15 protein-coding genes are annotated in these 13645 nt (G+C 34.8%); 6 read left to right on the top strand and 9 right to left on the bottom strand.

Going from position 1 to position 13645, the window contains the following annotated elements; all coding sequences use genetic code 11:
• Window positions 1-588: 588 nt before the first annotated feature.
• Together G9F71_RS26795 and G9F71_RS26790 are read right to left on the bottom strand one after the other, a co-directional pair.
• Window positions 589-876, bottom strand: a complete 288-nt coding sequence (locus G9F71_RS26795) for a hypothetical protein (protein WP_164952484.1) — start codon at window positions 874-876, stop codon at window positions 589-591.
• Entirely contained in the window at window positions 876-1667 is a 792-nt protein-coding gene (locus G9F71_RS26790) for a ParA family protein (RefSeq protein WP_185732853.1), read from the bottom strand. Before G9F71_RS26790 ends, G9F71_RS26795 begins: the two co-directional genes overlap by 1 nt.
• Before the next feature lie 245 nt (window positions 1668-1912).
• Here G9F71_RS26790 and G9F71_RS26785 point away from each other — a divergent pair, with 245 nt between their 5' ends.
• Window positions 1913-2371, top strand: a complete 459-nt coding sequence (locus G9F71_RS26785) for a stage III sporulation protein AH (RefSeq protein ID WP_187353511.1) — start codon at window positions 1913-1915, stop codon at window positions 2369-2371.
• Between the two features lie 106 nt (window positions 2372-2477).
• Here the strand turns inward: G9F71_RS26785 and G9F71_RS26780 are convergent, their stop codons facing one another.
• Together G9F71_RS26780 and G9F71_RS26775 are read right to left on the bottom strand one after the other, a co-directional pair.
• Window positions 2478-2756 carry a hypothetical protein gene (locus G9F71_RS26780; RefSeq protein ID WP_164952208.1) on the bottom strand — a complete coding sequence of 93 codons (279 nt, stop codon included), beginning with the start codon at window positions 2754-2756 and terminating at the stop codon, window positions 2478-2480.
• A 109-nt stretch (window positions 2757-2865) separates the two neighbouring features.
• Entirely contained in the window at window positions 2866-3090 is a 225-nt protein-coding gene (locus G9F71_RS26775; RefSeq protein WP_224626970.1) for a TetR-like C-terminal domain-containing protein, read from the bottom strand.
• A gap of 178 nt (window positions 3091-3268) precedes the next feature.
• Between G9F71_RS26775 and G9F71_RS26770 the strand changes: the two genes are divergently transcribed.
• The 4 genes from G9F71_RS26770 (at window position 3269) to G9F71_RS26755 (ending at window position 8279) form a co-directional block, all read left to right on the top strand.
• On the top strand, window positions 3269-3955 hold the full coding sequence (locus G9F71_RS26770) for a response regulator transcription factor (protein WP_164952210.1): 687 nt from the start codon (window positions 3269-3271) through the stop codon (window positions 3953-3955).
• Window positions 3942-4931 (top strand): sensor histidine kinase, encoded by a 990-nt coding sequence (locus G9F71_RS26765; protein WP_164952211.1) that lies wholly within the window; start codon window positions 3942-3944, stop codon window positions 4929-4931. Before G9F71_RS26770 ends, G9F71_RS26765 begins: the two co-directional genes overlap by 14 nt.
• A gap of 82 nt (window positions 4932-5013) precedes the next feature.
• Window positions 5014-5697, top strand: coding sequence for an ABC transporter ATP-binding protein (locus tag G9F71_RS26760; RefSeq protein WP_164952212.1), 684 nt, complete (start codon window positions 5014-5016; stop codon window positions 5695-5697).
• Window positions 5694-8279: an ABC transporter permease gene (locus G9F71_RS26755; protein ID WP_164952213.1), complete on the top strand. Its 2586-nt coding sequence runs from the start codon at window positions 5694-5696 to the stop codon at window positions 8277-8279. Before G9F71_RS26760 ends, G9F71_RS26755 begins: the two co-directional genes overlap by 4 nt.
• 120 nt (window positions 8280-8399) lie before the next feature.
• On the opposite strand, the gene G9F71_RS26750 is transcribed toward G9F71_RS26755, so the two are convergent.
• The 4 genes from G9F71_RS26750 to G9F71_RS26735 form a co-directional block, all read right to left on the bottom strand.
• Entirely contained in the window at window positions 8400-9227 is an 828-nt protein-coding gene (locus G9F71_RS26750) for a polysaccharide deacetylase family protein (protein ID WP_164952214.1), read from the bottom strand.
• A 57-nt stretch (window positions 9228-9284) separates the two neighbouring features.
• Window positions 9285-9554, bottom strand: coding sequence for a TPR end-of-group domain-containing protein (locus G9F71_RS26745; protein ID WP_164952215.1), 270 nt, complete (start codon window positions 9552-9554; stop codon window positions 9285-9287).
• Between the two features lie 371 nt (window positions 9555-9925).
• Window positions 9926-11365, bottom strand: coding sequence for a DNA-binding response regulator (locus G9F71_RS26740; RefSeq protein WP_164952216.1), 1440 nt, complete (start codon window positions 11363-11365; stop codon window positions 9926-9928).
• A 335-nt stretch (window positions 11366-11700) separates the two neighbouring features.
• Window positions 11701-11850 (bottom strand): hypothetical protein, encoded by a 150-nt coding sequence (locus G9F71_RS26735; protein ID WP_164952217.1) that lies wholly within the window; start codon window positions 11848-11850, stop codon window positions 11701-11703.
• Between the two features lie 327 nt (window positions 11851-12177).
• On the opposite strand from G9F71_RS26735, the gene G9F71_RS26730 reads away from it, so the two are divergent.
• Window positions 12178-12681 carry a GNAT family N-acetyltransferase gene (locus G9F71_RS26730; protein WP_164952218.1) on the top strand — a complete coding sequence of 168 codons (504 nt, stop codon included), beginning with the start codon at window positions 12178-12180 and terminating at the stop codon, window positions 12679-12681.
• A gap of 341 nt (window positions 12682-13022) precedes the next feature.
• On the opposite strand, the gene tenpIN is transcribed toward G9F71_RS26730, so the two are convergent.
• Window positions 13023-13454, bottom strand: coding sequence for a type III toxin-antitoxin system TenpIN family toxin (tenpIN, locus tag G9F71_RS26725; protein WP_164952219.1), 432 nt, complete (start codon window positions 13452-13454; stop codon window positions 13023-13025).
• Window positions 13455-13645 lie beyond the last annotated feature (191 nt).

Below are 13645 nucleotides of genomic sequence, written 5' to 3'. Positions count from 1 at the left end.
AAAATGACATAGTTCACTATGAAAATGACATAGTTCGCACTATGAAAATGACATAGTTCACTATGAAAATGACATAGTTCACTATGAAAATGACATAGTTACACTTTTAAAGCAAGTCATATCAACACCTGCAACCCGTCCTAAACAGTTAAACATATAAACATTAGTATATAAACAAATAAACAACAACAACAAGGAAGACTGTTGTTGTTTACTTTAAAATTCATATGTAATTAAAAATATTAAATTAACTATGAAAAAGACATAGTTAATACCTTTAAACCCAGTATACTTAAAAAACTTTTATTTAAAAAATTACAGGGTATACGGAAGATAATTATATTCACTATGAAAAAGACATAGTTAAAAAATTATAATGCACTTCCAAAGACAGCTTAAACAGGATTTCAATTCTATATTTTAGATTATTGTTGCGCTGGTGGAAAAATTTCAAATCCAAATATAACTCAAAATATATATACTACTGAAGTCATTAAAAATTATAGATCATATAGTTAAATTTATCATTAATATAATAACTAGCATAATTTCTAATATATTAGTTATTATATTATAAAATATATTAACTTATTTAATACCTAATACATGTTTTAATATATCATTTACAAGCTTACTTTCGCTTATCTTCTGCTTTTTAGCTATTTTTTTTACTTCATCAATCGCACTTGTTTCTAAATAATATGTTTTATTTTTAGAGTTTTTAGAACTTTTATCTATAATATCATCAAGATTAAAACTAGTGGGTTCAATTGCTTTATCTTCTACTAAAACCACATCATCATTTTTTTGTTTTTTTCCAGAATCTAATATTTCATAGCTGCGATTTTGTACAGCCTTATCAAATTTATTTGCCATTATAAAATACCTCTTTCCTTCATTTCATTAACAAGTTCTACATAGGATTTATATCCTGCAGATGATCTGCAATAAATATTTATAGGCTTTGCTTCTAACTCAGCCTCTTTTAATTTAACATTCATAGGTATTACAGTATCAAAAAGTATGTCTTTTACCTCATCATTTCTTTTACAATAATCTCTAAATTGTGATGAAAGATTCATTCTTTTATCGTACATGTTAATCAAGAAACCTTTTATATTATTTTCTATTTTTAAGCGTTTTCTTATATCTTTCCAAAGAGCTAAAAATAGCTCAGAACCTTCTACTGAATTCATGCTAATATCAGATACAAGTATAATATCAGTTGCAGCCACAAAAGCATTTTGATTTATTATACTCATGGAAGGGTTTGTATCTATAAGAATGTAATCATATGTATTAAAATGCTTTAAATTATCCTCAATATAGTTAATAAGTATATTTTCCCTACCAGCTAAACTAACAAGTTTTAATTCCGTAGCAGTTAAAAATATAGAACTTGGAATAACATCAAGAGATTGGAGTTCTTTAACCGGTGATTTAATAACTACGTTTTCAAATTCAATATCATCTTCTAAAATATTTTTAATGCTTTTAAAATTATCGACGGTTCTATCTATACCAAAATTATTGGTACTATTGCCTTGAGGATCTATATCAATAACAAGTATTTTTTTACCCTCTTCTGCAAGTAACCCCGCTATATTAAATAAACTAGAACTTTTTCCAACACCGCCCTTTAGGGTGCTAAAAGATATTATTTTCAATGTAACCCCTCCTTATAATAATATATTAACTAATACATTAGAAATTATATTAATTTATATATTAACAATACTATTATATTTTATAATAGTAAATACTTTTCTAATATAAAATAAGCATGTTTTATTATGAATTATTGTTGTTGCAATTAACTATAGGTTTTTGAGGAACGAAAAAGTAATGGTATAATATATACACAAGTTGCGGCGCACTTGTAGAATATGATGAAGCTATTGGGGGGGATTTTATGTTTATATCTATAGAGAAGGATGCTAAAGATAAGACTTATAGAGATTTAATTGACTTTGCTTTTGAAGCTTGTGATACTTTCATCTTGGTAGTTAGAAAGAGTATGTTTTTTAATCAGAATGTAGATTATCTATTGGAAGAATTAAAATATTCACTAATTGAAGTTAAAGATCAATGGGACTGGCCTGGAACGTTTTTGGCCGGTGGAGCGCCTGGTCAAATATATTATTACAATACTGACAATAAGGCAAGGGAGATAATAAAAACAGTTACAAGCTCATTACATTCGTGGGTACATCCAGACTTACCAGAGGATTTATCTTTTATTAAGAATGGTAAGCCTTGGTTAATTAATACTTCTCATGAATTTGAAAGTTATATAATTACAGAAAACAAAGAAGAAATTGATAAAATTACACAAATAAAAGGTTTAAGTATTAGGTGTATTTATCGTTAATTCGGGCTTTAAGAATATTCCGAAGTTAATATTACAAAATTTAATTAATACATTTGCCTTTATGAATTATTCTTTTTAGCAAGTCTGATTCTTATAGAATACTTTATTAAATGGTGTTATTTAACCTATTCTTATTTCGTTTTTTTATTATAAAAACACCTAACAAAATAAGAGCAATACTATAAATAAGCCACAAAAATATATTTATATGGTTAAAATGCATTTTACCAATAGTTGTTATACTGTTTGAATCTATAACTGTACGTTCTTTATTATTTGAAATATCGTGTGCAAGATTGAAACCAATATATCCAAATTGCCCAATGCTATACATAATTATAATATAGCCTAATAAATACAATTTTTCTCTAATTATTTTAAACATAGAAAAACATTCCCTTCTTTCATTAATTTTATGTGTAGAATTGAACATACTGAATTGCCGGGTAGGTAGCCTTGCGGCTCTTTTTACATGGAATATATAGTATAGATTTCTAATCCAACAATTCACTTTTTAATATTATAGTTGTTAACTCCGCCATTTCAGTAGGGTTTTTCTTTGCGCCCTCATGTACCCATTTAATAAGCATATTCAAAAAACCTCCTGCACTAAAGGCTAATACATATTCTAGTGTGTTATTATCTCCATATTCATTCTTCATAAATTTTTTATGAATCATAGGTAAATACTCATTCCTTAGATTGTATAGATATTGGATTAACTTTGTTACTTTTGTTCATAAAACGCCTCCATATAATTTAGTGGCACAATTCTTTTATATTTGTAGCACTTAAACCGCATCTATTGACCAGCCCTTATAAGAGGCATTATACTAATAATTGTTAAGAGACACAAGTGAGACATTCAGTTAAATATAAGGAGGATGGTGAAAATAAATGAAACGGATATTTTTGGTTGAGGACGATAAGGCAATCGCCAGAAACCTTGTGCTTTTACTCCGCTCGGAGGGATTTACAGTTACTCACGCCCCTACGCGGATTGAAGCCCTTGCCGCACTTGCCGGGAATAAATTTGACTTGGCGCTTATTGATATTTCTTTGCCTGATGGAAATGGTTTTACGGTTTGCACGGAAATCAAAGAAACGCAAGATGTTCCCGTTATCTTTCTGACGGCTTCCGGCGATGAAGCAAGTGTTGTTACCGGACTGAACATGGGCGCGGACGACTATATCATAAAGCCTTTTCGTCCGCGTGAACTGATCGCACGAATCAGAACCGCCCTGCGAAAAAGCGGACGTTCTCCATCGGCTTTTGAAATCTGCGGACTTCATGTAGATATGGCAAGCGGCGTTGTGAAAAAAAACGGCAATGAGGTTTTTCTTTCAGCATTAGAATATCGCTTGCTGTTGGTGTTTATTGGAAGCCCCAAAAGTATTATCACAAGGAGCAGTCTGCTTGACGAATTGTGGGACGCGGCGGGCGAGTTTGTCAATGACAATACATTGACCGTGTACATCAAACGCCTGCGGGATAAGATAGAAAGCACCCCAGTAAATCCGCAAATCATTCTGACCGTTCGCGGGACGGGATATAGATTGGGGGACGGGTATGCTTCGGAATAAAGAGTTTCGGCAGTTTGCCATTTTGTTCTCCTTAATAGCTGGCACCACTGTAACGCTGGGATTTGCAATCAATAGGTTGGCTGGAATCCTTGCCATTTCTTCTGCCGCCGCCTTTGGAACAGCGTTTTTTGCGTTTACCAAAGCCAGATATAAAAGCATTGCGCAAATTTCAGATCAAATCGATCTTGTGCTTCATAACGCTGACCATCTGTATATTGGTGAATCGGACGAGGGCGAACTTTCTATTTTGCAAAGCGAAATAACAAAAATGACGCTGCGTATTCGAGAGCAAAACGACGCACTGAAAAAAGAAAAAGAACATCTTGCAAGTTCGCTGGCTGACATAGCCCACCAACTCCGAACCCCTCTCACATCCGTGAACCTTATTCTGTCATTGTTAGAGAATAACCCAGGCGAAAACCAGCGGAAAGCATTTGTGCGGGAAACAAAGGAATTGTTTGTACAGATGGATTGGCTGCTTACTTCCCTGTTGAAATTATCTCGCCTGGACGCAGGCATTGTGGTGTTTAAAAGCGAGCAGATAGATGTCAACAACTTGATATGCACCGCACTTCGCCCGTTTCTAATCCCAATGGAACTGCATGATATTGTTTTGCAAATAGACGTGCCAAAAGGGATAATCATTCAGGGCGATTCAGGTTGGCTTTCGGAAGCAATTCAAAACATCCTCAAAAATTGCATGGAGAGCGCAGGCGAGAACGGGAAGATTGAGATTGTCTGCACGGACAACCCACTGTTTACCGAGATTGCCATCCACGACAGCGGCGCGGGCTTTGAAAAAGAAGATTTATCCTGCCTGTTTGACAGGTTTTATCGTGGGAAAAACCCAAACGCTACAGGATACGGGATTGGACTTTCTCTTTGCAAGATGATTATAACACGGCAGGGAGGGACGATTACCGCAAAAAATCACTCGCAGGGCGGCGCGATATTTGCCATTCGTTTCCCAAAGTGACTAATCTCTCACCTGAAAGTCACACAGATGTAAGTTGAAGGTGCTATTATATGGGTAAACCATGAGAAAGGAGACTCACATAATGGAATTTTTAAAAATTGAAAATCTATGTAAGGTCTACGGCAAGGGCGAAAACCAAGTTACCGCACTTGACCATGTTTCGCTTACAATCGAAAAGGGAGAGTTTACCGCAATCATCGGCTCCTCCGGCTCCGGCAAATCCACATTGCTTCATATCATCGGCGGCGTAGACGTGCCGACAAGCGGAAGGGTGTATTTGGACGGGCAGGATGTATATGCCCAAAACAATGAAAAACTCGCCATTTTCCGCAGGCGGCAGGTTGGGCTGATTTACCAGTTTCACAACCTCATTCCCACTCTGAATGTGGTGGAAAACATCACCTTGCCTATACTGATGGACAAGCGGAAGGTCAACGAGGAACGGCTGAATGACCTGCTCGAACTGCTTGGGCTAAAAGACCGAAAAACACATTTACCCAATCAGCTTTCGGGTGGTCAGCAACAGCGCGTTTCCATAGGACGCGCTTTGATGAATGCCCCGGCGGTTATGCTTGCCGACGAACCCACGGGCAGTTTGGACAGCCGAAATGGACATGAAATTATAAAGCTACTGAAAGCAAGCAATAAAAAATACAGTCAGACTCTGCTCCTCGTCACCCATGACGAAAGTATCGCCCTGCAAGCAGACCGCATTATCGGCATATCAGACGGCAAAGTAGTGCGAGACGAGAGGACGCAGCCATGAATATTTTCAATAAAGTTACCCTACAAGGCATGAAAAAAAGCCAAACACGAACGATTGTAACGGTTATCGGAGTTATCCTGTCCGCCGCCATGATTACGGCAGTCGCTACCTTGGGTGTTTCCATGCTAAGCTATATGGCAAAAGGCGCGGCTCAGACATACGGCGGTTGGCACGTGGAGTATTTGAACGTTAATTCCTCTTTCGCAGAGGAACGAACTCGTGACAATGAAGTTTACAACACCGCAACATTTGAAAATATCGGCTACGCAAAACTTGATGTGGGGAAAAACCCCAAAAGGCCGTATCTATTTATAGCCGGATTTAGCAAGAATGCTTTTGATACCTTGCCCATAACCCTGGTTTCAGGTAGATTGCCGAAAAACAGTGGGGAGATTCTTGTTCCGCTGAGCGTCGAAGCAAACGGCGGCGTTCAATTCGCGGCAGGTGACACGCTTTCACTTGCTATAGGCAGCCGCATGGAGGGAAGCAAGAATCTCGGTCAACAGAACCCTTACATTTCCGGAAAAGAAACGCTTATGCCAAAAGCCAAGAAAACCTACAAGGTTGTCGGAATCTGCGAAAAACCCGGTTTTGATGAATCTTCCGCGCCGGGATATACCTTGATAACGAAAGCAGATGCACAAGACAAAGCGGACAGCTTAAACCTATTTGTAACGCTTAAAAACCCGCGTGTGGTTCACACTTACGCAAGCAGCACAGCCCAAAGCCATAGCTATATCTTTAACGATAATGTGTTGCGCTTTATGGGTCTTTCGGAGAATAAGTTGTTCAACACGATTCTATACTCGATTGGCGGCATTTTAATTGCCTTGATAATGATAGGCTCGATTTTTCTGATTTATAATTCCTTCAACATATCGATGAACGAACGCACACACCAGTTCGGGCTTCTCTCGTCGGTGGGAGCCACCGCGAGGCAGCTGCGAAATTCGGTGCTGTTTGAAGGACTTTGCATTGGTGCGGTGGGCATACCTATTGGCGTTATCGTTGGCATAGGCAGTATCGGGCTTGTGATTTCCGTTGTGGCCGGGAATTTCGGCAGCGTTATGTATAGCAACGTACCTTTAACATTGACAGTGTCCATCCCCGTAATTCTGGTTGCGGCGGCGGTCAGCATGGTTACGATTCTGATTTCGGCCTATATCCCGGCCAGGAAGGCTGCAAGCACACCCGTTATGGAGAGTATTCGCCAGACAAGCGAGGTCAAAATTGAATCCAAAGCCGTGAAAACGTCAAAACTGGCGCAGCGTATTTACGGTTTGGAGGGAACTCTTGCGTTAAAGAACTTTAAAAGAAACAAGAAACGCTATCGTAGCATTGTGCTATCACTTGTTTTGAGTGTAGTGCTGTTTATATCCACCAGTGCTTTTGTAACGGATTTGAAACAGATGTCGGAGCGGGCAGTAGAGTCTACTACCTATGACATCGGTTTTGCCACGCAGGACATGGAGGATAGCAAAATGTTGCAGCTTTACGACAAACTAAAAACCTCAGGCGGTGTTTACGAAAGCTCGTATCAAGCGCTTATGAAGTATTCATGCGCTGCCAAAGCAAGCGATCTTTCAGACTATTACCGGAAATACGCGGGTTCACATTTGCCAGGCGAAACAGTTAATCTGCCAATGGAAATCCAGTTTCTTGATGACAGCGCCTATCTGAATATTATCAAAGGCTTAGGCCTTCCCGCAGAGGAATATACCGGGCAAAATGCGAAAATGATCGCCGTTGCCAAAATGACAAGCCACATGAAAGACAATCGGGAGGAGAAGGTTGACAAGATTATTGATATGTTCAAGAGTTCTTCCATGAATTTTACCATCGCTCCCGAAACAAATGGCAAGCCGAAGATAAAGCAGGGGCGAAACGTAAGCATTAAGTTTGTAAGTACCGTGCCGCCTGATACACTACAGGTTCTAGGAAACTCCGGGTCGAAGAATCCCTTCTTTTTTAGGGTGATGGTCCCCTATTCGCTCAAAGAGAAGTTTGAAACCCACGATACCCATGTGGTTATTAAGGGATTGACCTTTAGGTCAAAGAATCCCTCGCAGTCGGCGACTAAAATGGAAGCGATGATTAAGGGTGCGGGAATTAAATCCAAGTATACCCTGTACAATTTTCATAAAATGCTTGATGAGAGCCGCAATATGATATTCATTGCCAACGTGTTCGCTTATACTTTTATCATTATGATTTCGCTGATTGCGGTTGCCAATGTGTTCAACACGATTTCAACGAATATCAAGCTGCGTCGGCGAGAGCTTGCCATGCTACGCTCTATGGGGATGTCTGACCGTGATTTCCAAAAGATGATGAATTTCGAATGTGCCTTTTATGGCATTAAGGCGTTGCTCTTCGGGCTTCCCATAGCGGCAATCTCTTCTTGGCTGATTTACAAAGGGATGGTTGGAGGCGGGGCGGACATCGGGTTTACGTTCCCATGGGGCAGTATGGCAATCAGCGTGCTTAGCGTGCTCTTTGTAGTATTCATTACAATGCTGTATTCCACTCGCAAGATAAAAAAAGAAAATATTATTGATGCGCTTCGGGATGACATGAATTAATTCAAAACCGATATTGACTTGATAGAAAATAAAAAAACATCTAGTTCAAGTGATATTTGCTGGGGTCCTCAAGGAAATTGACAAGCCATCCTTGGCTAGTCCATTTCCTTGGCCATACCTCTATTTCATAGGAACTGTTAATTTGTACTTGAATGTTTCCATGCTATAAAATGCATTAACATAAATTCTGTTAACAGTATATCGAGAGTCAGTTAAACCCGTAAATCCATTGTCAGTGCTAATTCCTAGATTAAATCCTGATGCTTTACATGCATCTAAAGTTGAACTGTTATATTTTCCACCTGGGTATGCTACGTACGTAACTTTCTTTTGAAGTAAATTTTCTAGTATAGTTCTGGATGTTTTCAATGTAGCTACCTGCTTTGCATATGTTAATTTTGATAAGTTATCATGATTAGTTGTATGGCTTTCTACTGCAAAGTTGTTTTTATCCATTATCTTAAGTTGTTCTGAAGTTAAAAAGTTTGGACTGTTTAAGCTACTGGCTATCATGAATACAGTAGCTTTTTGGTTATTCGCTTTCAGTAATGGGTAAGCTAGAGTATAGTTATCAGCATAACCATCATCAAATGTCAGTATAACTGGTTTTGTTGGTAATGCTGTGTGGTTATACATATGACTGTATAACTGGTCAAGTGATATTGTATTATAATGATTAACTTTTAGATACTCTAACTGGGCTTTTAATGTTGATTGGTTTATTTTGAGTTCATTTTTATTGGATTTATCTGTTGTAACTGAGTGATACATTAACACAGGAATTTTTGGTGTTGCTACCGCAGTCGAAAATAATTTAATATTTGTAGTATTTACACCTTGCTTTGTTGACTTAGAATTAGACACGGTTATGTTAGGTGTTGTCAAAAGTGTTAAGATTGTAATAGCGGATATTGCCACGGTTAATAGTTTTAATTTTGTGTTTTTCATTGATTTTACCTCCGTTTATTTTAATAAACCTTTGTCATGTGGAACGCATAAAATTTGCTATTTTAATAGCTGCTTAAAAGTTACATATTGTTTTACATTGTTAAAATCTGATTCACTTTTTGCTATAGTTTTAACATTTGGGTTAATATGAATGGCTAATTTTAGATACTTTACAGTATTAGTAACATCGCCTTTTCTTCCATAAATACTTGCTATACCATAATAGCTCCATTCAAAGTTCTTTTCTACTTGTAAATCTTTTTTATACCATACAATAGCATCGTCGTAATAGCCGAATAATTCGTAAGTTAAGGCTTTATTGAACATTGCATACCCATAAGTAGGCTTTAACTGTAAAGAATGATTAATCTGTGCTAATGCACCTTTATAGTCTTTACTATATGCTAATGCGATACCTTTTACTGCATATGCTTTATAAAATGAGAGATCCTGCTTTATTACTTGATTTTCCGCTGCTATTGCAGCTGCATATTTATTCGCAAAAAACAGGTCATACCCTAATTTGTACTGTTTTAAACGTAAAAAAGCAATAGTCTGAGAAGGTGTGGTTTTGTTACCCTTTTCTCATTTTTATAAAAACAAAACATTAAATTCCATAAGTTTAAGGCTAAAAAAAAAGGAACCAGGTTACACCCATAATCTTATCGGACGTTTCATGCATACAAAATAATTGGAATTTATTCCTTTAAATACCTGCTCACCGTGCTTAAATTAACCTTAATTTGCACTGCTATTTCCCTACATGTTAATCCTTTTAATTTTAGTTCTTTTATTGCCTTTACTTTTTCTGATTTAGCCTTTCCTCTGCTAGTTAACCCATCTTCATCTCTTCTCTTAACCTTATGATTCTGATTATTTCTTCTCTTAATTTCCTTCGTATTAATAATAGTCTTAAGAAGTCTCATCTCTTCTTCAATAATTTTTAATAGCCCTATAAGCGTTGTATTTTTATAGTTGTAACCCTTATATTTATATCCAGACCTATTTTCCTTTGTCTTTTCATCATCTTTAATCGCAATTTTTAATTGCTCTAAATCTTCTTTTTCTTTATTATCAAATACATTCTCCAGCCACTCCTTATATGCCTTTTCCGCCTGCGAGGTTTGACTTCTAACCTCATTTTCAGGTAGTGGGCATATAAATCCCTTGTTAAACTCTAAAGTGTCCTCTAAAGCCTTGTTAAGGTCACTCGTAAAACAACAAGCCAAGTATCTATATAAAAAACACATAAGTTCTCTTTGACCCTTTTCTACTAAGCTCCCTTGAGCGTCTCTACAATATCCTTTTCTAAAAGTCTGAAGCTCTACTAAATCCATGAGTCTTGCATGGTGAAGACTATAAAGATTATATAATTTTAGAACCTTTGATTTTCTTCTAGGTTTCTTTACATTTGGATTTTTAACATAATCATTTAGTTCTGGAAGATAAAGTTCTTGAATATCGCGAAGTACGTATCTATCCTCATTAAAAACTAATATTTCAGTTGCTTGTCCATTTTTTTGATTAATAGTTCCCGAGAGTCTCGATACTCTAGCTGCATCAATTGATTTAGCATCAGCACCTATTTCCTTTAACTTTTCTAAAAAAAATTTTTGCGTTGCATTCCAAAGGGGAAGAGCCATATACGGCAACGGCTCTATAAGCCAATAAATAACCATGCCTTGACCTGAAATAACTATAAAACTAGGTGGTGGAACAGATTTTTTAAAATAATCCTTCTCTAGTAGCCATAAAATTTGTTCTGCACTCAACCCTTTGCATTCTTCCATTGTGTAATAATCTAAATCTATAAATAATGAATTTAGTTTTCTTATGTTTTCTATCCGTCTCATAGGTTTATAAAAACTATTGGGACTTAAATATATATTTGCATCAGTTATACCTACAACCTTACCTATATTTTCTTTAAGCTCGTCCACTTTATAGTGATGCTGCTTCCATAGACTACCCTTTTTAATGGCTATAGTTATGTATCCATCATCATTTCTATGTAAAAGATCTATTTGCATTTGTGCCCTTGATACTTCCGAACTATTGATTACAGTTTCTATTGGTACTATAGTTAAATTTCTTATAATCTCACTTAAGTCATCAATCTGATTTTCTTCGGCCAGCATAAAAAAAGCCCTCCTATTTTTAGTAACCCAAATAAAGAGTGCTCATTATACCAATTAAATATTTTATTTAGCTTACACATATCTTGACTATTGTTAACAGATATATTAAACTAAGTATATAAATTAAATAAAATATTTAAAGATATAATTCTCTTATTTGAGGAAAATATCAGTATTTATTGAAACTCTTGAATTAAGTCGTCCAAACTTTTGATATTCAAGAGTTGTTTTATTTTTTGGATATATATAAACCCTGATCGTTTTCTGTTTGTAAATATTTGTAATTTTATTTTGTTTATTGTAATTTTATCTGTTTTAATTTTACTATGGATTACCTATAATTTCAAGTTTTTATAATATATAGTCGTTTTTTCTTCCGTAAAATCATCTTCTATATTTTCATTCCCCTTTTGATTTTTGTACCATCGAATCATTTCTTCAATTTCAGGATACTCCATTTTTATAGTAGTTTTTACTGCTTCCATAACTTCTGTTTTAAGTACTACCGACGTATTATTGTCATGCTCTTTAACTGGTGTTACTAGATTTTTTCTCCTCTTTTTCCGCTACTTTTTCAAGAATATCATATAAAAAAGTAGATCTATTATATGCTATTCCTGTACCTTTAGTTGTTTCTATATAATCTTTTCTATTTATATCAAACGTGCAAATACTTAATATACAGTGGAAAGAATAGTTATAATTTTTCTTTCCATTGTGTCTACTTAAATTTAAATTTATACTTTTCTTATGAGTTAAATCGAATTGGTAACTTATGGCAAACCAGTATATGTAAAAAAGGAGTGCAACTTATGAAAGATTTATTTTTATCTATGCCAAGCAAAGAATATAAAAAGAGTTTTGAAGATTATGTTATAGCATATAAAAATGCAGATGATAATTATTATTTTACTAAATATAAAAAAGGAATGGAAAATTTTGATGAATATTTAAACGACTTACACAATTATTCTAAAGGAATAGATTTACCGCAAGGATGGGTTATAACCTCAACACTTTGGTTAATTGATAATAATGAAGTTGTAGGAATAGTAAGAGTTAGGCATAAAGATGTAGGTACAGATGGGCATATAGGTTATGATATATCACCAGGTTATAGAAATAAAGGTTATGGTACTCAAATTTTAAAATTAGCATTAGTTGAAGCAGAAAAAATTGGTATAAAAGAGGTAATGGTTACTTGTAACATAGATAATGAATTTTCGAGAAAAATTATTGAAAAGAATAATGGTAAATTATTAGGGACTATTTTTGATGAAGAGGAAAATGAAAACTTATATAAATATATTATTTGAACATCTAATGACAAATAATAAAATACTGATTTAAGAGTAACAACATAATTATAATTTCGGAATTTTCATATATTGTTCAACAATCCAAAAGGCAGCAATGCCTTTTTTCTTTTTCTTAAGATTGATGATAAACAGGTATTTAAATTTAAAATCCATTTTTTTACACGCTCATAGCCGTTTTTGGTTCCGTTACTACCTGTACCCCCTATATAGGAAAACTTTTATCATATTAATAGAACGTAGGAAGAAAATTTAAAAAAATGCTCACGTTAATGCAACATTAGCAATTTTTTCTCGTTAAATTAATTTAAAAATAGGGTCTTTATAATATAAACTTGTCCCTAGTTTATATTAAGTTCTTCATGAAAGTATTGCAAAGTAGAATAATCACACAGAATAGCATTTTTATAGATATGAGTATGTTTCAATGCTTTTTTATAAATTCTAATATAAGCTTTAAGTTGATTTTTAATTATATATCCTTTTCCTATTAAACAATCATATTCGTTTTGCCTTATATGCGGAACCGTTGATGTGTTTATGTAATTAGAATCAGTTATTATAATCGTTTTAGAAAAATCTAAACCACAATTGTTTATTTCATCTGTCCAGTAAACATGTTTATGATTTATATTTGATCTCAATGGAATTGCAAATTCTATTTCATCTATTTTAATTTTAAACATAATATATGGTCTTTCTAGTTTCCGCTCAATTTCTGTGCAGTGCGTGTAATCTAAATAAAATTGTTTAGTTAAATATATAAAATCCACATTTATCCCCCATAATAAAATTAGCGCCTTTATATAAAGGCGCTAATTTTGAATCTTTTTTTTATTTTAAACTTGTTAAATCTTCTTTTAATTGAGCTTTCTTTATTTTAAACTGCTCACGCTCTGTATGAGCAAATCTTCTTTAATTGAGCTTTTTTTATTTTAAACTGCTCACGCTCTGTATGAGCAAA

It is taken from the genome of Clostridium sp. FP2, from assembly GCF_011065955.2.
Lineage (GTDB): Bacteria > Bacillota > Clostridia > Clostridiales > Clostridiaceae > Clostridium_AD > Clostridium_AD tagluense.
The sequence above is the reverse complement of the archived record's forward strand: the minus strand, read 5'-3'. Positions and strand labels throughout refer to the sequence as shown.

What these genes read in the sequence shown, in the direction of transcription:
- G9F71_RS26795 (WP_164952484.1), bottom strand. Translation starts at nt 876, where the DNA reads ATGGCAAATAAATTTGATAAGGCTGTACAAAATCGCAGCTATGAAATA.
- G9F71_RS26785 (WP_187353511.1), top strand. Translation starts at nt 1,913, where the DNA reads ATGTTTATATCTATAGAGAAGGATGCTAAAGATAAGACTTATAGAGAT.
- G9F71_RS26780 (WP_164952208.1), bottom strand. Translation starts at nt 2,756, where the DNA reads ATGTTTAAAATAATTAGAGAAAAATTGTATTTATTAGGCTATATTATA.
- G9F71_RS26770 (WP_164952210.1), top strand. Translation starts at nt 3,269, where the DNA reads ATGAAACGGATATTTTTGGTTGAGGACGATAAGGCAATCGCCAGAAAC.
- G9F71_RS26765 (WP_164952211.1), top strand. Translation starts at nt 3,942, where the DNA reads ATGCTTCGGAATAAAGAGTTTCGGCAGTTTGCCATTTTGTTCTCCTTA.
- G9F71_RS26760 (WP_164952212.1), top strand. Translation starts at nt 5,014, where the DNA reads ATGGAATTTTTAAAAATTGAAAATCTATGTAAGGTCTACGGCAAGGGC.
- G9F71_RS26755 (WP_164952213.1), top strand. Translation starts at nt 5,694, where the DNA reads ATGAATATTTTCAATAAAGTTACCCTACAAGGCATGAAAAAAAGCCAA.
- G9F71_RS26750 (WP_164952214.1), bottom strand. Translation starts at nt 9,227, where the DNA reads ATGAAAAACACAAAATTAAAACTATTAACCGTGGCAATATCCGCTATT.
- G9F71_RS26745 (WP_164952215.1), bottom strand. Translation starts at nt 9,554, where the DNA reads ATGTTCAATAAAGCCTTAACTTACGAATTATTCGGCTATTACGACGAT.
- G9F71_RS26740 (WP_164952216.1), bottom strand. Translation starts at nt 11,365, where the DNA reads ATGCTGGCCGAAGAAAATCAGATTGATGACTTAAGTGAGATTATAAGA.
- G9F71_RS26735 (WP_164952217.1), bottom strand. Translation starts at nt 11,850, where the DNA reads ATGGAAGCAGTAAAAACTACTATAAAAATGGAGTATCCTGAAATTGAA.
- G9F71_RS26730 (WP_164952218.1), top strand. Translation starts at nt 12,178, where the DNA reads ATGAAAGATTTATTTTTATCTATGCCAAGCAAAGAATATAAAAAGAGT.